Consider the following 20,059-nt stretch of genomic DNA (forward strand, 5'->3'; position numbering starts at 1 on the left):
GTCCGGGGAGTCCGAGTGCATGAGCGTGGCGGTGCGAGGAAGGTCTGCGCGTGGGTGGGGGCTGGCAGCCATGCTGCTGCTGGTCGTGGCGGCGTGCCGCGAGCCTGGCAACGATCCGGCCAGGCCGGCGGCCGAGCCGGTGGCGGCCGTGCAGGCGATGGCATTGCGCCTGGCCGACGATGATCTGGTCGGCTACGCAAAGCTGTCGGTACCGCCAGGCCAGTACCAGCGCCTGCAGCAGGCCTGGGCCGAGGGACACAGCCAGTGGCCGCTGACCGAACTGCCGCTGGGTGACCAGCTGCTGCCGATGCTGGCCGCACTGCGCAAGCCCGGGGCCAGCGCCGAGCTGCAGCGCAGCTTCGACCGCCAGCTGGCCGGCCAGGCCAGTGCCGTGCGCCAGGCTGCACAGTCGATGGGCAACTTCGGCGTGCAGTACCTGCGCCATCAGAAGGGCTACACGCCCGGCCAGCAGGCGCACTACATCGCCCTGGTGGAAACCCTTGCCGTCTGGGCGCAGGGCGCGCCGATCAGCGACCGCGCCCGTGCACGCAGCACCATCGCCGCGCTGGTCGGCGCGGCCGGCAAGGTCGGTTTCGACGACGAGGCGGGCCTGCAGGCCGCCGGCATGGAAGGCAGCCTGCAGCAGCTGGCGCCGTTCATCCACACCCTCAAGGCGGTGCTCGGCAGTTACGGGCTGGGCGTGGACGACGCGCTGCGCAGCGTGCGTGGCGAGCTGCTCTCGGTGGAGGGCGACAACGCGCTGGTGCGCCTGCACTACGACCTGGCCGGCCGTGAGATGAGCCTGCAGCTACCGCTGAGCCGCCGCGAAGGCCACTGGTACCTGACCCGCACCCTGGCCGACACCGATGCGCTGCTGCGCAAGGCCGACGCGGCCCGCGCTGCGGCCTCGCCGTCGCCGGCTGAGGCCCCTGCCGGGGGTGGGGAAGCAGCAACGCCGCCGCCTAAGCCATAATGGCGCCGATGTCGAAACAGAACCCGCTGCCGTTCCCCGGCGAAGAATCCCAGTCGACGCTCGCCGATACGGTGCCGGCGTCCCCCTCGACCGGTACCGGCCCGAACCCGGTACCGCCGCCCGCGCACGCGCGCCCGGCCGGCCGCCGCCCGCTGTGGGCGCGCCTGCTCGGTCGCCTGGTCGAGCCGTGGCTGTCGCTGAAGATCGAACCGGAAGACCCGGGCCAGTACAACGATGGCCGTCCGGTCATGTACGTGCTGGAAGACTACGGCCTGTCCAACGCGCTGATCCTGGACAAGGCCTGCCGCCAGGCCGGTCTGCCGTCGCCGCTGGTGCCGCTGGCCGGTGATCCGACCGGGCGCAAGCGCGCCTACCTGGCGCTGTCGCGGCGCAGTTCCAGCAATTCGCTGATTCCCGAGCAGCGCGGCGCCAAGACCCACTCCGATTCGCTGGCCAAGGTCCTGCAGGCGCACCGCGTGCGCGATGACCTGGACGTGCACCTGGTGCCGGTGTCGATCTTCGTCGGCCGCGCGCCGGACAAGCAGAGCGGCTGGTTCGCGGTGCTGTTCTCGGAAAACTGGGCGCTGGTCGGCCGCTTCCGCCGCCTGCTGGGCCTGCTGCTGAACGGGCGCAATACCATCGTGCGCTTCGCCCCGCCGATCTCGCTGCGCAGCACCGTGGACGAAGGCCTGGAGCCGGAACGCACGGTGCGCAAGCTGCAGCGCGTGCTGCGCACCCATTTCCGCCGCATCCGTGAATCGGTCATCGGCCCCGACCTGTCGACCCGGCGCCTGCTGGTGGACCAGGTGCTGGCCGCCGAGCCGGTGCGCGAAGCGATCGCCGCACAGGCCAAGCGCGACAACTCGAAGCCAGCCGATGCCTGGAAGAAGGCGCACGCCTACGCCTGGGAAATCGCCGCGGACTATTCCAGCCCGGTAGTGCGCTCGGCCAGCTTCATGCTCAGCCACGTGTGGAACCGCATCTATGCGGGCGTGCTGGTGCACCACCTGGACAAGTTCAAGGCCGCCGCGCCGGGCCACGAAGTGGTCTACGTGCCCAGCCACCGCAGCCACATGGACTACCTGCTGCTGTCCTACCTGCTGTACGACCGTGGCATCGTGCCGCCGCACATCGTGGCCGGCATCAACCTGAACCTGCCGGTGGTCGGCACCCTGCTGCGCAAGGGCGGTGCGTTCTTCATCCGCCGCTCGATCCGTGGCAACGCGCTGTACTCGGCGGTGCTCAGTGAATACGTGGCGCAGCTGGTGGCCGGCGGCTATTCGCTGGAGTACTTCGTCGAAGGTGGCCGCTCGCGCACCGGCCGCCTGCTGCAGCCCAAGGGCGGCATGATCTCGATGACGCTGCGTGCGTTCCTGCGCCAGCCGCGCAAGCCGGTGCTGTTCCAGCCCATCTACATCGGCTACGAGAAGCTGATGGAAGGCGGCAGCTACCTGGACGAACTGTCCGGCCGGCCGAAGGAAAAGGAATCGATCTGGTCGCTGCTGTGGGGCATCCCCAAGGTGCTCAAGCAGAACTACGGCCAGGTGGTGGTGAACTTCGGCGAGCCGATCGCGCTGAACGACGTGCTGGCCGAAAAGGCGCCGGAATGGAAGGGCGAGGCAGTGTCCGAGGACGAGAAGCCGGCCTGGCTGTCGACCACCGTGGATACGCTGGCCGAGCGCATCCAGGTGCGCATCAACGGCGCCGCCGACGTCAATCCGATCAACCTGCTGGCACTGGCGCTGCTGTCCACGCCGAAACACGCGATGGGCGAGGCCGACCTGATCGCGCAGATCGAGCTGTGCAAGACCCTGCTGGCCGAGATGCCGTACTCGGACCGGGTGACGGTGACGCCGCATTCGCCGGAACGGATCATCGCCCACGCCGAGGAAATCAACGTCCTCACCCGCATCAAGCACCCGCTGGGCGATGTGCTCAGCGTCAGCGGCGACACCGCGGTGCTGCTCAGCTACTTCCGCAACAACGTGGTGCACCTGTTCACCGCCTCGTCGTGGGTGGCGTGCTGCTTCCAGAACAACCGCCGCATGAGCCGCACCGGCCTGGTGCAGCTGGGGCGCACGGTCTACCCGTTCCTGCAGGCCGAGCTGTTCCTGCCCTGGAGCGAGGACGAGTTCGCCCAGCGCATCGACCGCACCATCGACGTGTTCGTGCGTGAGGGCCTGCTGCAGAACGTCAACGATGACGATGGCGGCATCCTGGCGCGCAACACCGGGCAGACCGACGAGGTGTTCCGCCTGCGTGCGATCGGCCATTCGCTGCAGCAGGCGTTCGAGCGCTACTACATCGCCATTTCGGTGCTGGTGAAGAACGGCCCGGGCGTGCTTGGCGCCGCCGAGCTGGAGAGCCTGTGCCAGCAGGCCGCGCAGCGCCTGAGCCTGCTCTATGCACCGGCCGCGCCGGAGTTCTTCGACAAGGCCCTGTTCCGCGGTTTCATCCAGAAGCTGCGCGAACTGCGCCTGGTGTGGCCGGACGAGAACAGCAAGCTGCTGTTCGACGAGCGCCTGGACGCCTGGGCCAAGGACGCCAAGTTCATCCTGGGTCGCGAGCTGCGCCACACCATCGAGCGGGTCAGCCCGGAAGCGGCCCGCCCGGACGAACCTGCGCCGCAGGATTGAAGGCAGCGCCGGGTCCTGCCCGGCGAACGGCATGCCAACCAGGGGGGCATCTACCGGGGCCAAGCAGTAGATCCACGCCATGCGTGGATGGCCACCGCTCAGGCCGGTTCGTCGGGAATCTGCAGGCTTTCCAGCTTGGCGATGCAATCCTTCAGCTGCAGCTTGCGCCGCTTCAGGCGCTTGGCTTCCAGCTCATCCTCGCCGTTGGCGGCCATGCGGGTGATCTGTTCATCCAGCAGGCGGTGCTCGGCGCGCAGGGCAGCGAGGCGTTCGACGATCTCGGCGGGGTCGTAGGTATCCACGGCTTCGAGGATACACAGCGTTGATGACCGCCGGGAGAGGGGAATCCCGACTCCCGGCCGGGGCCGCTCCGAGCCGTTAGAATGGACCCCATGAGTGCCGTGATTTCCCTTCCCGATCCCCCGCCGCGCACCGCCCGCGATCCGCGCGTGGCCGAACGCGAGCAGCACAAGCTGGCCAAGCGCCTGCGCCGCCAGGTGGGCGAGGCGATTGCCGACTTCGGCATGATCGAGGCCGGCGACAAGGTGATGGTCTGCCTGTCCGGCGGCAAGGACAGCTACACCCTGCTGGATCTGCTGCTGCAGCTGCAGAAGAAGGCACCGGTGCCGTTCGAGCTGGTGGCGGTGAACCTGGACCAGAAGCAGCCGGGCTTTCCCGAGCACATCCTGCCGGAGTACCTGGCCGGGCTGGGCGTGCCGTACCACATCATCGAGCAGGACACCTATTCGGTGGTCAGCCGGGTCATCCCGGAAGGCAAGACCATGTGCTCGCTGTGCTCGCGCCTGCGGCGCGGCGCGCTGTACCACTACGCCGAGACCCACGGCTTCACCAAGATCGCGCTGGGCCACCATCGCGACGACAGGGTGGCCACGTTCTTCATGAACCTGTTCCACCATGCCAAGCTGGCGAGCATGCCGCCGAAGCTGCGCAGCGATGACGGCAGGCACGTGGTGATCCGGCCGCTGGCGTACGTGCGCGAGAGCGACATCGTCGAGTACGCGCAGGCACGCCGGTTCCCGATCATTCCCTGCAACCTGTGCGGCAGCCAGGAGAACCTGCAGCGCCGCCAGGTCGGCCTGATGCTGAAGCAGTGGGAGAAGGACCACCCGGGCCGCATCGAGCAGATCGCGCGTGCCCTGGGCGACGTCCGGCCCTCGCAGCTGGCCGACAGCACGCTGTTCGACTTCATGTCGCTGGGCCGTGGCGACGACGCGCCACTGCCCGACGCCCATGCCTGGCTGGCCGGTACCCCGGCTGACGCCGACGCAGATCCCGAGACGCCCGCCGTTTAAGGTCGGTCGCCCTTCCTCTTTGCCATCCGGAATTCCATGTTCTTTCGCAACCTGACGTTCTTCCGTTTCCCGACCACGACCGATTTTTCCGAAGTCGACACCCTGCTGCCGCATGCCGTGCTCAAGCCCGTGGGCGCGCTGGAAATGAACTCGCGTGGCTTCATCTCGCCGTTTGGCCGCGAGGAGAAGGAACTGCTGTCGCACCGCATCGCCGAACACCTGTGGCTGACCGTGGGCGGCGAGGACAAGATCCTGCCGGCGGCGGTGGTCAACGACCTGCTCGAGCGCAAGCTGGAGGAGATCGAGGAGAAGGAAGGCCGCCGCCCCGGTGGCCGCGAGCGCAAGCGCATGAAGGACGACCTGCTGCATGAACTGCTGCCGCGCGCCTTCGTGAAGTCCTCGCGCAACGACGCCTTCATCGACCTGCAGCACGGCTACGTCGCGGTGGATACCTCCAGCCGCAAGACCGGCGAGTACTTCATGTCCGACATCCGCGGCCTGCTCGGCAGCTTCCCGGCGATGCCGCTGAACGCTGAAGTCGCGCCGCGCTCGATCCTGACCGGCTGGATCGCCGGTGAGCCGCTGCCGACCGGGCTGAGCCTGGGCGAAGAGTGCGAGATGAAGGATCCGGTCGAAGGCGGTGCGGTGGTCAAGTGCCAGCACCAGGAACTGCGCTGCGACGAGATCGACAAGCACCTGGACGCGGGCAAGCAGGTGACCAAGCTGGCGCTGATCTTCGAGGACAACCTGTCGTTCGTGATCGGCGACGACCTGATCGTGCGCAAGCTGAAGTTCCTCGACGGTGCCCTGGACCAGCTGGAGCATGCCGACGAAGACGGCCGCCGCGCCGAGTTCGACGCCCGCTTCGCCCTGCAGAGCGCCGAGATCCGCCGCCTGTTCCTGTTGCTGGAAGACGCGTTCAAGCTCAGCAAGGCTGACTGAACACGCACCTCATGGGCCGCCGGTCATCCGGCGGCCCGAAGCAGCGCTATGCTGGGTGCATGAGCCGTCTGCTGCGCCGCCTGATCAGCCCGACCCCGCCCGCCACCGTGCAGCGCGACACCGTTCGCCTGCGCCTGGAGGATGCCGAGATCGAGGTACTGCGCGTGCGCGATCCGCGGGCACGCCGGATCAAGTTGAGCGTGGACGAGCGTGGCGCACGCCTGACCCTGCCGCCGCGGGCCAGCCTGGTGATGGGCGAGCGCTTCCTTGAGCAGCACCGCGACTGGCTGGCGCTGCAGTTGCGCCAGTACCAGGGCCAGGGCCTGCCGGCCCCGCTGCAGCCGGGCGAAGCCGGCGTGCTGCCCCTGCGCGGCGAACTGCTGCCGCTGCGATGGCAGGAAGGCCGCTACGCGCGGCTGGAGATCGATGAGCACGGCGCCTGCGTGCAGTGGCCGACCCGGGGCGGCGATGCCACCCTGCGCCGCCTGCTGCGCGAGTTCTACGAAGCCCAGACCCGCGCCGATGTCGGCCGCTGGCTGCCCAGGTACCTGCCCACCCTGCCACGCGCACCCAGCCGCCTGCGGCTGAAGGTGATGTCCTCGCAATGGGGCTCGCTCGCCCCCGATGGCAGCATGGCACTGGACCTGGCACTGGTGCTGGGCCGCCCCGAAGCGTTCGAGTACGTGCTGGTGCACGAACTCTGCCACCTGATCCAGCCCAATCACTCGCCGGCGTTCTGGCATGAAGTGGAACAACGCTTCCCGGACTGGCGGCAGCAGCGCGACTACTTCCAGCTCGAAGGGCGACGCTTGAAAGCCATGCTCCGCCAGCTGTTGTAGAGCCGAGCCGATGCTCGGCTGACGCGCGTAGCGCGGATATTCAGCCCTCGCGATCAACAGCAGCCGAGCATGGCTCGGCTCTACAAAAGCGCGCGCAGCGCGCGACCCGCTCCTGCTCTTCCTTCTTTCTTTCTTCCGTGATGGGCACACAGGAAACTGTCCGTGGCCGGGCGGGGTGGGTTGCGCAGGGGCGTGAGCCGCATGGATGCGGCGACCGAGCTTACAAGGACGTACTTGCAGCGACCCCTGCGCAATCCACCCCGCCCGGCCGAGCACGGCTTCTGATTTGAACGACCCACCACGAGGGGCTCAGCCGTTGGCCGGAACCCTCATCCCGCGCGCAACGCCGCCGCTGTCGCCCAGCGCGCCGCCACCCGCGGTGCGGTGATGCACACCGCCTGGTCGGTCACCGTGGTCACCGCGCGCTCCAGCAGCTGGATGTCGGCCTCGTGCTGGCGCGCCACATGCGGGTCCTCGAAGAAGATCGCGCGCTGGCAGCGGCCCTCCAGCACGCGATCGGCAATCTGCGCGTCGCCACCCATCGGGCCACTCTGGTACCGCGTCACCCACGGCGTATCGCTGGGCCACCCCCGGCTCCACGCCAGCTCGTTCAGGCGTTGGCCGGTGGTGCCGGTGGCAACGCGCTGGCCAAAGCGTGCCAGCACATCGAAGTGTTCATCGGCAAAGGCCAGCATCGCCGGCTTCATTGCATCATGCGCGATCAGCGCCAGTGTCTGTTCCTGGAACGCATGCAGGTCGTCGGCACCGGCATCGGCCGCCAGCCCGGCGTGGATGCGCTCCACTTCGATCCAGTCGCGCGCGGTGGCCACGGTTGAGATGAACGGCTTGCCGTGGATCACACACTGCCGCTTGAGCGCAGTGGCTTCCGGAAACACCGAGGAAGGATCGACCGGGTCGATCAGGTAGATCGCACCGTCCAGGGTGCGCTCCGGTCCCATGCCGACCACTTCGGCCACCAGCTTCATCAGGCCACCTTCGCGGCCGTAGGGATAGCGGTGCAGGCCGCCGTACCCGGCCAGGAAGCCCTGCCGCGCGATGGCATCGTGGGTACGCCCGACCGCATGCAGTGACACCCCCAGCTCGCGCAGGCCCGCCTCGCTGGCACGCAGCCAGCGGAACAGCGCAGCGCGTGCATCGTGGTGATGGAGACGGTTGGCGGCCAGGCCGATACGCATCGAGCGCTCCGTAGGGACGGGTAGAAGCGGCAGTGTATGTCGCCATTCGCCGATGCGGATGTTTTTCCAATTTTTCTCATTGTGGCGGAAGCCTGCCCCGCTAGCGTGGCTGGCAGCGGTACCGCTGCGCGGCCGTGGTTCCTGCCCGCGAAATGAGGACGCCAACCGTGAATGCCGCCGGCCGCCGCGCCGTCGCCGCTGTCATGACAATGCTGCTGCTGCCCGGCGTCGCCACTGCGTCCAGCTGCACAAGCCCGTTGCAGGTGGCATGGCGCTCCGATCGGCCGCCGCTGTCCTACAGCGTGCAGGGCGACCTCGCGGGATTGGCTGCAGACTATCTGCCGCTGCTGGGCGAGCCGGCGGCGACGGATGCCAGGCCGCTGGCTGCTGCGGCGCTCACCGAGGGCCAGGTGCCGGCCGGCACCCAGGTGCTGTTGGGGTGGCCGCAGGCACAGCTCCCCGCCGGATGGGTGGCCAGCAGGGCCTACTTGGAGGTGCCACAGGTGATCGTGCGGCGCGAGAGCGCGGCAGCCGTGCTGGGGCTGGAGGACCTGCATGGGCGCAGCGTGGCCAGTCCGGACCGGCTACCGCTGGAGGCACTGCTGGCCGAGCAGGCTCCGGGCGCGCAGCTGCTGGCCCCTGCGCCGCTGGACCATGCGCTGTCACTGCTGCGCGCCGGGCTGGTCGATGCCGTGATCGCCAATCTTGCTGAAGTCGAAGCCGCGCTCCGTGCCGGGCCGGGTGACCCGCTGGTGATCGCCGCACCGGCGGGCTTCGGCGATGCCCTGGTGGTGGCAGCGGTGCCGGCCTGTGCCGGGGTGATCGCTGCCTTCGACCGGCAGTTGCGGCAGGAGGACGACGCGCATCGCGCATCCGAGCACAGCGCGTGGCGGCCGGAGCGGCCACGGGCACAACCCGCCGGCGCGACGCTGCGTTGGCTGGTGCCGGCGTCGCTGGTCCTGCTCGCGCTCGCGCTGGTCCATGCCTTCGGCTATTGGCGCGTGCATCGTGAGAGCACCCGCCGGCGCGTGCTGGAGCAGCGCTTGCAGGAGGTCACCGCGAACCTGCCGGCGGTGGTCTACCAGGCCCGCCGCTCGCCGACCGGGCACTACAGCCTGACCCAGATCGCCGGTGATGTGCAGGCGCTGTTCGGGGTGAGCGTGGAGACCGCGCGGATCGATCACTTCCAGCTGCTGGCCGCCGTCCATCCCGACGACCGCAGCCGGGTGATGGCCTGCATCGAAGCTGCCGCGTTGGCGCGCGGCCCGATCGACGTCACCTTCCGCACCCGGTCGGCGCAGGGCTGGCGCTGGGTCCGCTCGCAGGGGCGTCCGTTGCCGTGCGATGACAGCAGCGTGGAATGGAGCGGTTACTGGATGGACGTCAGCGAGGCACAGGCGCGGGCGACGGCGCTGGCTGATGCACGCCGCGCAGCCGAGCAGGCGGCGCTGGCCAAGAGCCATTTCCTGGCGACCATGAGCCACGAGATCCGCACGCCGATGAGCACCCTGCTGGGCATGCTGGAGCGGTTGGCGGGCGGGCCGCTCGACGCGGGCCAGCAGCAGGTGCTGGGCACGGTGGCGGATGCGGCGCAGATGCTGCGGCAGATCCTCGACGACGTGCTGCACAGCCAGCGCCTGCAACCCGCCCCGCTGCAGCTGCGCCCGACCGACCTGGCGGCGATGGTGCGGGCGGTGCAGCAGCTGCTGGCGCCGGTCGCGAGCAGCCGGGGCCTGCAACTGCACAGCGAGATCGACCCGGCATTGCAGGCCTGGTCGCTGGCCGATGGGCTGCGCCTGCGGCAGGTCCTGTTCAACCTGGCCGGCAATGCACTCAAGTTCACCCTGCAGGGGTGCGTGGTGTTGCAGGTCCGCGTGCTGCAGCAGCGCGAGGGCGGCCAGCAGCTGCGCCTGCAGGTGACCGACACCGGCGTGGGCATCAGCGTGGAACGGCAACAGGCGGTGTTTGCCGCCTACGAGCAGGCCGAGGCGTCGACCACGCGCCGTTTCGGCGGCAGTGGCCTGGGGCTGTCGATCTGCCGCGAGCTGGCGACGTCGATGGGCGGGCGCCTGCACCTGCGCAGCGTACCCGGCAAGGGCACCACCGTGTGGCTGGAGCTGGACCTGGCGGCCTGTGCGGCCCCCGCGGCGGGACCGGCGACGGCACGGGCCGCGCAACGACCGCTGCCACCGGCGCGGGTGCTGGTGGCCGAGGATCATCCGACCAACCTGCAGTTGCTGGCACAACGCCTGTGCGAGCTGGGACTGCAGGTGCACGCCTGCGGCGACGGCCTGCAGGCCTGGGAGGCCTGGCAGGGGCAGCCGTTCGACCTGGTGATCACCGACTGCCACATGCCGCACATGGATGGCTTCGCGCTGGCCCGGGCGATCCGGAGCGACGCCTGCGCCACCCGTGCGCGGGTCCCGATCATTGCGCTGACCGCCAGCGTGCTGGAGCGCACCCGTGAGGCCTGCCGTGATGCGGGCATCGACCATTTCCTGGCCAAGCCGCTGGAGGCGCGCGAACTGCGCGCGCTGCTGGACGCGTTGCTGCTGCCGGACTCAGTGCGCCAGTAGGCGGACGATGCTGGCAGCGGCGTCGCGACCTTCGGCCACGGCGGTCACCACCAGATCGGCACCGCGCACCGCATCGCCACCGGCGAACAGGCGCGGGTGCGCGGTCTGGAACGGCAGACGGTCCTTGCCACCGGCGAGGATGCGGCCGTTGGACTGGGCTTCCACGCCCAGTTCGGCCAGCCACGCCGGCACGCTGGGCGAGAAGCCGAAGGCGATGATCACCACGTCCGCCTCCAGCAGCGATTCACTGCCTTCGATCGGTAGGGCGTTCTGGCGGCCATTGGCATCGGGTTCGCCCAGCCGCGTTTCGACCACGGTCACGCCGATCACTTCGTCGTCGGCGCCGGCTTCGATCGACAGCGGTTGCCGGTTGAACAGGAAGCGCACGCCTTCTTCGCGCGCATTGGCCACTTCGCGCGCGCTGCCGGGCATGTTGGCTTCGTCGCGGCGGTAGGCACAGGTGACCTTGGCCGCGCCCAGGCGCACGGCGCTGCGTACGCAGTCCATGCCGGTATCACCGCCACCGAGCACCACCACGCGCTTGCCGTTGAGGTCGGGCAGGGCGATGGTGTCTTCCCAGCCGGCAATCGGCCGCCCCTTCGGATCATCGCCGCCGACGATGCGGCTGTTCTGCACCAGGAACGGCAGTGCCGGCAGCACGCCCTTCAGGTCCTGGCCGTCGAGGCCACCGTCGGTGTAACGGTAGGCACCGGTACCGACGAACACGGCATCGTGGGTGTCCAGCAGCTGCTGCACGCTGAGGTCGCGGCCGATCTCCACGCCGAGGCGGAACTGCACGCCCATGCCCTCCAGCACTTCGCGGCGCCGGTGGATCACGTCCTTGTCCAGCTTGAAGCTGGGAATGCCGAACTGCAGCAGACCGCCGATCTGCTCGTAGCGGTCGTAGACCACCGCGGCAATGCCGGCGCGGGCCAGGCGATCGGCGCAGGCCAGACCGGCGGGGCCGGCCCCGATCACCGCAACGCTGTGGCCGGTCGGCCGCACCGCGCCCAGGTCCGGGCGCCAGCCACTGGCCAGGGCGGTATCGACGATGTACTTCTCCACCGCGCCGATGGTGACCGCGCCGAATTCCTCCAGCGTGCAGCTGCCTTCGCACAGCCGGTCCTGCGGGCAGACCCGGCCGCAGACTTCCGGCAGCGGGTTGGTGCTGTGGCACAGCGTGGCGGCCTCGTGGATGCGGTTCTCCTGCACCAGCTGCAGCCACTGCGGAATGGCGTTGTGCACCGGGCACTTCCAGCTGCAGTACGGGTTGCCGCAGTCCAGGCAGCGGCCGGCCTGGTACTGCGCGTCTTCCTTGCCGAACTTTCCGTACAGCTCGCCCCAGTCGCCGGAGGTGCGCAGTTCCACCGGAATGCGCTGCGGCATGGTGCGGGGCAGGTCGAGGAACTGGAAGGCGTGCTTGCGGCTCATGGCGGGCTCTGTGGTGTTTTGCGGTTGCCGGCCAGCGGCCGGCACTACGTGATCCTGGGTTGCCGGCCAGCGGCCGGCACTACGTGGTCCTGGGTTGCCGGCCAGCGGCCGGCACTACCGTTACGCGGCGCGGCGCAGCGTTTCGGTCAGCGACTCGATGCTGGCGGCCTTCGGTTTGACCAGCCAGAACTTGCCGATGTAATCGCGGAACTCGTCCAGGATCTGCTGTGCCCAGATGCTGCCGGTCAGCTCGCGGTGGCGGCCGATCAGGCGGTGCAGGTGCTGGCGATAGTTCTCGAAGCCTTCGGCGGATACGCGATGGATGTCGATCAGCTCGTGGTTGTAGCGGTCGACGAAGTCGCGGTCGACGTCCAGCACGTAGGCCAGGCCGCCGGTGAAGCCGGCACCGAAGTTCAGGCCGACCTTGCCCAGCACCAGCACCACGCCATCGGTCATGTACTCGCAGCAGTGGTCACCGGCCCCTTCGACCACCGCCAGCGCGCCGGAATTGCGCACCGCGAAGCGTTCGCCGGCACGACCGGCAGCGAACAGTTCACCGCCGGTGGCGCCGTACAGGCAGGTGTTGCCGATGATGGCAGTGCTGCGTGCCTCGAAGCGCGCGCCCCGCGGCGGCCGCACCACCAGCCGGCCGCCGGCCATGCCCTTGCCGACGTAATCGTTGGCTTCGCCTTCCACTTCCAGGTGCAGGCCGCCGACATTGAAGGCGCCGAAGCTCTGCCCGGCGCTGCCGCGGAAGCGCAGTTCCAGCGGCGTGTCGGCCATGCCCTGGTTGCCGTGCGCGCGTGCCACCGCGCCGGCCAGGCGGGTGCCGATGCTGCGGTCGGTGTTGTGGATCAGGAAGCGATGCTCGCCGCCGCGCTTGTGCTCGATGGCCGGGGCCAGCAGGCCATCCATCTGCGTGGCCAGGCTGTCCGGCGATTCGTACAGGCGCTGCGCGGCGCAGTGGCTGCCTTCATAGCGGCTGTCGGCCAGCAGGCGCGACAGGTCCACGCGGACGCCGTCACGCGGCGCGGCCTCGATCTGCCGCAGCAGGTCGGTGCGGCCGACGATCTCTTCCAGCGAACGCGCGCCCAGGTAGGACAGCCAGCCACGCACTTCTTCGGCCAGCAGCCGGAAGAAGTTCTCCACGCGCTCCGGCTGGCCGGTGAAGTGGTTCTCGCGCAGGCGTTCGTCCTGGGTGGCCACGCCGGTGGCGCAGTTGTTGAGGTGGCAGATGCGCAGGTACTTGCAGCCCAGCACGATCATCGGCGCTGTGCCGAAGCCGAAGCTGTCCGCGCCCAGCAGCGCGGCCTTGACCACGTCCAGGCCGGTCTTCAGCCCGCCATCGGTCTGCAGCAGGGTGCGCCCGCGCAGGTCGTTGGCCAGCAGCGCCTGGTGCGCTTCGGCCACGCCCAGTTCCCACGGCACGCCGGCATAGCGGATCGAGCTGACCGGCGACGCGCCAGTGCCACCGTCATGGCCGGAAATGGTGATCAGGTCCGCACCGGCCTTGACCACGCCGGCGGCGATCGTCCCCACGCCGGCATGGCTGACCAGCTTCACCGACACCAGCGCGGTCGGGTTGACCTGCTTGAGGTCGTAGATCAGCTGCGCCAGGTCTTCAATGGAATAGATGTCGTGGTGCGGCGGCGGCGAGATCAGGCCGATGCCGGGGCGTGCGTAGCGCAGCCGTGCGATCAGTTCGTTGACCTTGTGGCCGGGCAGCTGGCCGCCTTCGCCGGGCTTGGCGCCCTGGGCGACCTTGATCTGCAGCACCTCGGCATTGACCAGGTACTCGGCGGTCACGCCGAAGCGCCCGGAGGCCACCTGCTTGATCTTGCTGCGGCGCTGCGTGCCGTAGCGTGCCGGATCTTCGCCGCCTTCGCCGGAATTGCTGCGGCCGCCCAGGCGGTTCATGGCAATGGCCAGCGCTTCATGCGCTTCCGGCGACAGGGCGCCGAGGCTGATCGCCGCGGTATCGAAGCGCGGGAACAGTGCGCTGGCCGGGGCGACCTCGTCCAGCGGCACCGGCACGGCGGCCGGTACCAGTTCCAGCAGGTCACGCAGTGCCGAGGGCGGGCGCGCATGCACCGCATCGCAGTACTGCTGCCACGCACGCGGGTCACCGCTGCGCGCCGCGCGCTGCAGGGTGGTGACCACGTCCGGGTTGTACATGTGGTATTCGCCGCCATGCACGTACTTCAGCAGGCCACCGACATCGACATCCTGCTGCGCGTCCCAGGCCTGCGCGCACAGCTCGCGCGCATCGGCGTCCAGGCGTGCGAAGCCGGCGCCGCCGATGCGCGAGGCGGTATCCGGGAAGCACAGGTCCACCACTTCCGGTTCCAGGCCGATGATCTCGAACAGCTGCGCGCCGCGGTAGCTGGCCACGGTGCAGATGCCCATCTTCGAGATGATCTTCGACAGGCCCTTGTAGACGCCCTTGCGGTAGCGGCGGCCGATCTGCGACTGCTCACCGCCCTTGCTGAGCTTGAGGATGCCGCGACGGCCGAGGTCGAACAGGGTCTGATAGGCCAGGTACGGATACACCGCGGTGGCACCGAAGCCGAGCAGGCAGGCCATGTGGTGCGGATCGCGCGCGGTGCCGGTCTCGACGATCAGGTTGACGTCGCAGCGCAGGCCCAGCCGCGACAGGTGGTGGTGGATGGCGCTGGTGGCGAGCAGGGCATGCACCATCGGGCGTCCGGCCACCGGGTAGCGGTCGGACAGCAGCAGCATCACCATGCCATCGCGCGCGGCCTGTTCGCCCTCGGCACAGATGCGCTCGATGCCGGCGCGCAGGCCCTCGTCTTCGCTGTAGGACAGATCGAGCAGGCGGTTGGCCTGCACGTACTGGTCCATCTTCAGCAGCTGGCGCAGCTTGCGTTGGCTCAGCACCGGCGAATTGAGGATGACGTGGTTCACCGTCTCCGGGCCGGCATGGAAGATGTTGGTCTCCTTGCCGAGCTGGGTGGACAGGGACATCGCGCAGTCTTCGCGCAGCGGATCGATCGGCGGGTTGGTGACCTGCGCGAAGGCCTGGCGGAAATAGTCGTACAGCGGGCGGCTGCGCTGGCTCAGCACCGCCATCGGCGTGTCGTCGCCCATCGAACCGGTGGCTTCCTGCTCGGTCTCGGCCAGCGGCCGCAGCACCTGCTCCACTTCCTCGCTGCTGAGCTGGTACAGCTTGTGGTAGCTGCGCAGGGTGGCTTCGTCGAACGGCTCTTCCACCAGCGACGGGTCGATCAGTTCGGTCTGCAGGTAGGTCACGCCCTGCTGCAGCCACTGCTTGTAGGGCGCGCGGCCGCGGTTGATGCGGTCCACCGCATCGGAGTCGAGCAGGTCGCCGCGCTTGAGGTCGATCGCGATCATCTCGCCGGGGCCGAGCTTGCCCTTGCGCACCACCCGCTCGGTGGGCACTTCCCACACGCCCGCTTCAGAGGCAACCAGGAAGTGGCGGTCGGCGGTCAGCATCCAGCGCGCCGGGCGCAGGCCGTTGCGGTCGAGGGTGCAGACGGCGTAGCGGCTGTCGCAGGCAACGATGCCGGCCGGGCCATCCCACGGCTCGCTGTTCAGGCCGTGGAACTCGTAGAACGCGGCCAGGTCCGGGTCCTTGAACTCCAGCGACTGGGTGGCCGGCGGCACCAGGATGCGCAGCGCCTGGATCAGCTCCATGCCACCGGCGACCATCAGTTCCAGCATGTTGTCCAGGCTCTGCGAGTCCGAGCCGTGCATGGAGATCACCGGGTCGAATTCGGCGATGTCAAAGCGCGGCGTCTTCCACACCTTGCTGCGCGCCTGGGCCCAGCGGCGGTTGCCTTCGATGGTGTTGATCTCGCCATTGTGGGCGAGCATCCGGAACGGGTGGGCAAGCGGCCAGCGCGGCAGCGTGTTGGTCGAGAAGCGCTGGTGGAACACGATCGCGCTGGAGGCCAGCTCGCGCCGCTGCAGGTCCGGATAGAAGCGGCTGAGCTTGTCCGGCAGCACCATGCCCTTGTAGCTGATCGCATCGGGGGTGAGGGTGGTGACGTAGAAATCAGCGTGATCGCGCAGCTGCTGTTCGCTGCGGCGGCGGGCCAGGAACAGCGCCAGCGCGAAGCCGGCATCGTCCTGGCCGACGCCGGCATCGACGAACACCTGCTCGATGCGCGGCAGGGTGTCACGCGCCAGCTGGCCGCAGACGCTGTCATCGGTCGGCACTTCGCGCCAGCCGGCGACCCGGCAGCCGACCGCTTCGACCTGCGCCTGCAGCTGGGTGCGGCAGGCATGGGCGGCATCGGCGTCGTGGGGCAGGAACACCAGGCCGGCAGCAAAGCGTGCGGAGACGGCGATGCCGGCTTCGCTGGCCAGCAGTTTCAGGAACGCGTCGGGGCGGCGCAGCAGCAGGCCGCAGCCATCGCCGGTCAGGCCATCGGCGGCAACACCGCCACGGTGGGTCATGCGCGACAGCGCGGCGATGGCGGTATCGACCAGCAGGCGCGAAGGTTGATCGTCGAGCTGGGCGACCATGCCAAAGCCACAGGCATCGCGCTCGGAGCGCGGGTCGTAAAGCCCTTGGCGGTTGCGGGGGGCCATCTCTACCTCGATGCGGGATGAATTGAACGGGGACACTCAAGCCCGCCCAATCCCTGGAGCGCATCGTGAGGCCACCGGATGCCTCGACTAGATCACAGGTTGCTGCAACGCCGCAATACACGGTTGCAGGTGCAACGGAACGCGCCGGCAACCCCGTGCCGGCGCGGGGTCGGCCTCAGCCGCAGCGCACGCCGCTGACCAGGCCCTTGTCGTCCACTTCGATGTTCAGGCGGTCGCCAAGGAACTCCATCGTGGCCACGTCGTTGGGCTTCATCACGCGCAGCTGGTGGGCACCGGCATCTTCCTGCGCCTGCTTGCCCAGCGCGTCGGCATAGGCCTGGCCGACCAGGCTCTGCACCTGGCTGGCATCGCAGGTGCCGACCGGCGGTGCCTCGGTGGCCTTGCCGGCTTCGTCGGCCGGTGCCTTGGCCGCTTCGGCCGCCTGCTGCGCATGGGCCGTGGCCGAATCCTGTTCATCCAGCGCCGGAGCCTGGCAGGCGGTCAGGGCCAGTACGGCCGGCAGCAGCAGGGCGGAGAGCGAACGGGCGCGAATCGGGAACGACATCATGACTCCGGAAGGGATTGTGAAAACCCGAGCATAGCGGCGATCCGGCCCTCACGTGTTTGTCTTCTGTTATCGACAGGATCGCGGCATCGCGACGGCGACACTGTGGTCATGCCAACCCCCTCTTCCCCCGAACGACAGGCCGCGCGCGCGGCCGGCCTGCGCTATGTCGATGACACCCAGCCGGGCATCAGCCGGCGCCGCGCCGGCCAGGGCTTCAGCTACCGCGACGCGGACGGTCACGTGGTCCGCGACGCGGCCACCCTGCAGCGCATCCGCGCATTGGCCATTCCACCGGCCTACACCGCCGTGTGGATCTGCGCCCACGCCAACGGCCACCTGCAGGCCACCGGCCGCGATGCGCGCGGGCGCAAGCAGTACCGTTACCACGCCGACTGGGCGAAAGAGCGCGACGCCGGCAAGTTCGACCGCATCATCGCCTTTGGCGACGCCCTGCCCACGCTGCGGCGACGGCTGTCGCGGGACCTGAAGCGTCCAGGGTTTCCGCGCGAAAAGGTGCTGGCGATGGTGGTCGCACTGCTGGCCGACACGCTGGTGCGGGTCGGCAATGAAACCTATGCCCAGCAGAACCGTTCATTCGGGCTGACCACCCTGCGCAACCGCCATCTGGAGCTGTTGCGGGGTGGGCGGGTGCGCATGCGCTTCCGAGGCAAGTCCGGCCAGCTGCAGGAAGTGACCGTGGGTGATCGCCGGCTGGGGCTGCTGGTGCGGCGCCTGCAGCAGCTGCCGGGCCAGGCGCTGTTCCAGTACCGCGACGATGAAGGTGCGCTGCAGCCGGTGGATTCGGGTGCAGTGAACGATTATCTGCGCGAAGTGATGGGCGAAGATTTCACGGCCAAGGATTTCCGCACCTGGGGCGGCACCGTGGCCGCAGTGCAGGCGTTTGCCGCCACCGAGCTGCCGGAACCGGCCAGCCAGCGTGCGTTGGCGCAGGCACAGCGCAGCGTGGTGTGCCAGGTCGCGGCGCGGTTGGGCAACACACCGGCCGTGTGCCGCAAGGCCTACATCGACCCGTGCGTGTTTGCCGGCTGGGAGCGCGGTGAACTGGCGGCGCTGGCCGGCCTGCGTGGGCCGCGCCAGTGGGAGCAGGCCACCCTGCGCGTACTGCGCAGGGCGCGCCGGCTCAGCCGCCGTCGTCAGCCGCAATAGATCGCGACGATGTTGTTGGTCCGGCCTTTCTCGATGGTCAGGCGGTCGCCGCCTTCACTGGCCGGTGGTACCCGCGGGCCGTCATGGCGCAGCACGCGCACCTGCAGGCTGTCGCTGTCCACGCGTGCGCGGGCCACGGTGGCGTCCGAAGCGGCCAGGCCCACGGCGCCACGGACCTTGTCGCTGTGGCACTGGCCGGAAATCACGCCATCGATCGGCTGTACCTGTGCGACCGGCGTACTGCTGCAGGCGGTGACGGCGAAAGTGAGTACGGCCACGCTGAATGCGCGCATCATGGTCCTGCTCCGTGGTGATCGGGTCGACAGCGTGCCGGGCGCTGCGTGGTGACGGCATGAATGGCCTGCACGCGCGCGACACAGGGCATTCACCGTCGGCGACATCGGCGATGGCCACACTGACGTTTCTTTCCACACCACGGAGGCGCGAGATGGCCACCTGTGATGTCTGCGGTAACGACTACGACAAGAGCTTCACCCTGCAGCAGGGCGGGCGCAGCGGCACGTTTGACTCGTTCGAGTGCGCGATCCATGCCTTCGCCCCGCACTGCGCGCACTGCGACTGCGCGGTGATCGGCCACGGCGTCGAAGGCGACGGCCGGATCTTCTGCTGTGCGCACTGTGCCAGCCACGCCGGCGTGCAGGGCGTGGCCGACCGCGCCTGAGCAGCCCCCATTCCCATCTGACTGAAGGAGACCCCATGGCCACGAGCAAGAAGGTGCCCGCCCGCCGCAAGGCATCCCCCAAGGTACGCAAGGGTGCGAAGGCGCCGGCTGCGGAAACGGCTGCAGGCACTGCGCGTACGCGGGTGGTGAAGACCGCAACGCGCAAGGCCGCCGCCGGTGATCCCCGCGCTGCCCGCGTTGCCGCCCGGCAGCGGCGCCTGCAGGACCAGGAAAAGGCCAAGGACGCCCGCGCGGCCAAGAAGGCCACGAAAAAGACCGCCACCCAGGCCGGCGCACGCCGCCAGCCGGAGGCCATGCCGGCCCAGCAGCTGGCAAAGCCGGGGCACGAACACGAACTGGCGCTGGCGCCGCGTTTCCTCGCGCCGGACTACACCGGCAGCGGCAAGCTGCAGGGCATGCGCGCGATCGTCACGGGCGGTGATTCCGGCATCGGCCGCGCGGTGGCCGTGCTGTTCGCACGCGAAGGCGCCGATGTGGCGGTCCTGCACCTGGACGAGGCCGAAGATGCCGACCTCACCCGCCAGCACGTGGAGCGCGAAGGCGGCCGCTGTGTGGTGATCGCCGGTGACGTGCGCGACCCGCGCTTCTGCAACAAGGCGGTGAAGCAGGTGGCCAAGGCCTTCGGTGGCATCGACATCCTGGTCAACAACGCCGCGTTCCAGCTGCACTGCGAGCGGCTGGAGGATCTGGAAGACGCGCACCTGCAAGAGACGCTGCAGACCAACATCGGCGGCTACATCCAGATGGCGCGTGCGGTACTGCCGCACATGGGCGAGGGCGCGAGCATCATCAACACCGGTTCGGAAACCGGACTCTTCGGCAGCAAGGCGCTGATCGATTACTCGGCCACCAAGGGCGCGATCCATGCGTTCACCAAGGCCCTGGCCAGCCAGCTGCTGCCACGTGGCATCCGGGTCAACTGCGTGGCACCCGGTCCGGTGTGGACGCCGTTGAATCCGGCTGACAAGCAGGCTGAAGACGTAGCGGAATTCGGCAAGGACAGTGACATGGGCCGGCCAGCACAGCCCGAGGAGCTGTCACCGGCCTATGTGTTCCTGGCGTCGCCAGCCTGTGCCAGCTACATCAGCGGGGTGATCCTGCCGGTGATGGGCGGGCCGCGTGGGTGAACAGGCACTGCCG

Annotated in this window: 15 protein-coding genes; 9 read left to right on the forward strand and 6 right to left on the reverse strand. The window is 69.0% G+C overall.

Features of this window, described 5'->3' with window-relative positions; translation table 11 throughout:
* The first annotated feature begins 19 nt into the window (after positions 1-19).
* Both NSQ78_RS00345 and plsB read left to right on the forward strand, forming a co-directional pair.
* Entirely contained in the window at positions 20-973 is a 954-nt protein-coding gene (locus tag NSQ78_RS00345; protein WP_057493723.1) for a hypothetical protein, read from the forward strand.
* Positions 973-3,609, forward strand: coding sequence for a glycerol-3-phosphate 1-O-acyltransferase PlsB (plsB, locus tag NSQ78_RS00350; protein ID WP_057493722.1), 2,637 nt, complete (start codon positions 973-975; stop codon positions 3,607-3,609). Before NSQ78_RS00345 ends, plsB begins: the two co-directional genes overlap by 1 nt.
* A gap of 98 nt (positions 3,610-3,707) precedes the next feature.
* Here the strand turns inward: plsB and NSQ78_RS00355 are convergent, their stop codons facing one another.
* Complete coding sequence (locus NSQ78_RS00355; protein WP_049470524.1) at positions 3,708-3,911, reverse strand: DUF465 domain-containing protein; 204 nt, start codon at positions 3,909-3,911, stop codon at positions 3,708-3,710.
* A gap of 90 nt (positions 3,912-4,001) precedes the next feature.
* Here NSQ78_RS00355 and ttcA point away from each other — a divergent pair, with 90 nt between their 5' ends.
* From ttcA to NSQ78_RS00370, 3 genes are read left to right on the forward strand one after another with little or no spacing between them, the layout of a single operon-like run.
* Positions 4,002-4,922 carry a tRNA 2-thiocytidine(32) synthetase TtcA gene (gene ttcA, locus NSQ78_RS00360; RefSeq protein ID WP_176422035.1) on the forward strand — a complete coding sequence of 307 codons (921 nt, stop codon included), beginning with the start codon at positions 4,002-4,004 and terminating at the stop codon, positions 4,920-4,922.
* Between the two features lie 36 nt (positions 4,923-4,958).
* Entirely contained in the window at positions 4,959-5,864 is a 906-nt protein-coding gene (locus NSQ78_RS00365; RefSeq protein WP_053461785.1) for a recombination-associated protein RdgC, read from the forward strand.
* Between the two features lie 59 nt (positions 5,865-5,923).
* Positions 5,924-6,703: a SprT family zinc-dependent metalloprotease gene (locus tag NSQ78_RS00370; protein ID WP_049470515.1), complete on the forward strand. Its 780-nt coding sequence runs from the start codon at positions 5,924-5,926 to the stop codon at positions 6,701-6,703.
* A gap of 329 nt (positions 6,704-7,032) precedes the next feature.
* On the opposite strand, the gene NSQ78_RS00375 is transcribed toward NSQ78_RS00370, so the two are convergent.
* Positions 7,033-7,899: a methylglyoxal synthase gene (locus NSQ78_RS00375; protein ID WP_049470511.1), complete on the reverse strand. Its 867-nt coding sequence runs from the start codon at positions 7,897-7,899 to the stop codon at positions 7,033-7,035.
* Between the two features lie 167 nt (positions 7,900-8,066).
* Between NSQ78_RS00375 and NSQ78_RS00380 the strand changes: the two genes are divergently transcribed.
* Positions 8,067-10,475: an ATP-binding protein gene (locus tag NSQ78_RS00380; RefSeq protein ID WP_064237369.1), complete on the forward strand. Its 2,409-nt coding sequence runs from the start codon at positions 8,067-8,069 to the stop codon at positions 10,473-10,475.
* Here the strand turns inward: NSQ78_RS00380 and NSQ78_RS00385 are convergent.
* From NSQ78_RS00385 to NSQ78_RS00395, 3 genes are all read right to left on the reverse strand, one after another.
* A complete protein-coding gene (locus tag NSQ78_RS00385) occupies positions 10,461-11,906 on the reverse strand; it encodes an FAD-dependent oxidoreductase (protein WP_064237370.1) in 1,446 nt (481 codons plus the stop codon). The genes NSQ78_RS00380 and NSQ78_RS00385 overlap by 15 nt on opposite strands.
* A gap of 120 nt (positions 11,907-12,026) precedes the next feature.
* A complete protein-coding gene (gene gltB, locus NSQ78_RS00390) occupies positions 12,027-16,481 on the reverse strand; it encodes a glutamate synthase large subunit (RefSeq protein WP_339207566.1) in 4,455 nt (1,484 codons plus the stop codon).
* A gap of 175 nt (positions 16,482-16,656) precedes the next feature.
* Positions 16,657-17,046: an I78 family peptidase inhibitor gene (locus NSQ78_RS00395; protein ID WP_014035471.1), complete on the reverse strand. Its 390-nt coding sequence runs from the start codon at positions 17,044-17,046 to the stop codon at positions 16,657-16,659.
* Between the two features lie 111 nt (positions 17,047-17,157).
* Between NSQ78_RS00395 and NSQ78_RS00400 the strand changes: the two genes are divergently transcribed.
* Entirely contained in the window at positions 17,158-18,216 is a 1,059-nt protein-coding gene (locus NSQ78_RS00400; protein ID WP_049470499.1) for a DNA topoisomerase IB, read from the forward strand.
* On the opposite strand, the gene NSQ78_RS00405 is transcribed toward NSQ78_RS00400, so the two are convergent.
* Positions 18,204-18,512 carry a hypothetical protein gene (locus tag NSQ78_RS00405; RefSeq protein ID WP_049470497.1) on the reverse strand — a complete coding sequence of 103 codons (309 nt, stop codon included), beginning with the start codon at positions 18,510-18,512 and terminating at the stop codon, positions 18,204-18,206. The genes NSQ78_RS00400 and NSQ78_RS00405 overlap by 13 nt on opposite strands.
* Before the next feature lie 152 nt (positions 18,513-18,664).
* On the opposite strand from NSQ78_RS00405, the gene NSQ78_RS00410 reads away from it, so the two are divergent.
* Together NSQ78_RS00410 and NSQ78_RS00415 are read left to right on the forward strand one after the other, a co-directional pair.
* Complete coding sequence (locus tag NSQ78_RS00410; RefSeq protein WP_057493717.1) at positions 18,665-18,898, forward strand: hypothetical protein; 234 nt, start codon at positions 18,665-18,667, stop codon at positions 18,896-18,898.
* A gap of 35 nt (positions 18,899-18,933) precedes the next feature.
* Complete coding sequence (locus NSQ78_RS00415; RefSeq protein ID WP_049470492.1) at positions 18,934-20,046, forward strand: SDR family oxidoreductase; 1,113 nt, start codon at positions 18,934-18,936, stop codon at positions 20,044-20,046.
* Positions 20,047-20,059 lie beyond the last annotated feature (13 nt).

It is taken from the genome of Stenotrophomonas sp. FSL W7-1447 (genome assembly GCF_037966425.1).
GTDB classification, from domain to species: Bacteria; Pseudomonadota; Gammaproteobacteria; order Xanthomonadales; family Xanthomonadaceae; genus Stenotrophomonas; species Stenotrophomonas pavanii.

Excerpts from the sequence above, each read along its gene's own strand:
- NSQ78_RS00345 (WP_057493723.1), top strand. The coding sequence starts at position 20 with ATGAGCGTGGCGGTGCGAGGAAGGTCTGCGCGTGGGTGGGGGCTGGCA.
- plsB (WP_057493722.1), top strand. The coding sequence starts at position 973 with ATGGCGCCGATGTCGAAACAGAACCCGCTGCCGTTCCCCGGCGAAGAA.
- ttcA (WP_176422035.1), top strand. The coding sequence starts at position 4,002 with ATGAGTGCCGTGATTTCCCTTCCCGATCCCCCGCCGCGCACCGCCCGC.
- NSQ78_RS00365 (WP_053461785.1), top strand. The coding sequence starts at position 4,959 with ATGTTCTTTCGCAACCTGACGTTCTTCCGTTTCCCGACCACGACCGAT.
- NSQ78_RS00370 (WP_049470515.1), top strand. The coding sequence starts at position 5,924 with ATGAGCCGTCTGCTGCGCCGCCTGATCAGCCCGACCCCGCCCGCCACC.
- NSQ78_RS00375 (WP_049470511.1), bottom strand. The coding sequence starts at position 7,899 with ATGCGTATCGGCCTGGCCGCCAACCGTCTCCATCACCACGATGCACGC.
- NSQ78_RS00385 (WP_064237370.1), bottom strand. The coding sequence starts at position 11,906 with ATGAGCCGCAAGCACGCCTTCCAGTTCCTCGACCTGCCCCGCACCATG.
- gltB (WP_339207566.1), bottom strand. The coding sequence starts at position 16,481 with ATGGCCCCCCGCAACCGCCAAGGGCTTTACGACCCGCGCTCCGAGCGC.
- NSQ78_RS00395 (WP_014035471.1), bottom strand. The coding sequence starts at position 17,046 with ATGTCGTTCCCGATTCGCGCCCGTTCGCTCTCCGCCCTGCTGCTGCCG.
- NSQ78_RS00400 (WP_049470499.1), top strand. The coding sequence starts at position 17,158 with ATGCCAACCCCCTCTTCCCCCGAACGACAGGCCGCGCGCGCGGCCGGC.
- NSQ78_RS00405 (WP_049470497.1), bottom strand. The coding sequence starts at position 18,512 with ATGATGCGCGCATTCAGCGTGGCCGTACTCACTTTCGCCGTCACCGCC.
- NSQ78_RS00410 (WP_057493717.1), top strand. The coding sequence starts at position 18,665 with ATGGCCACCTGTGATGTCTGCGGTAACGACTACGACAAGAGCTTCACC.
- NSQ78_RS00415 (WP_049470492.1), top strand. The coding sequence starts at position 18,934 with ATGGCCACGAGCAAGAAGGTGCCCGCCCGCCGCAAGGCATCCCCCAAG.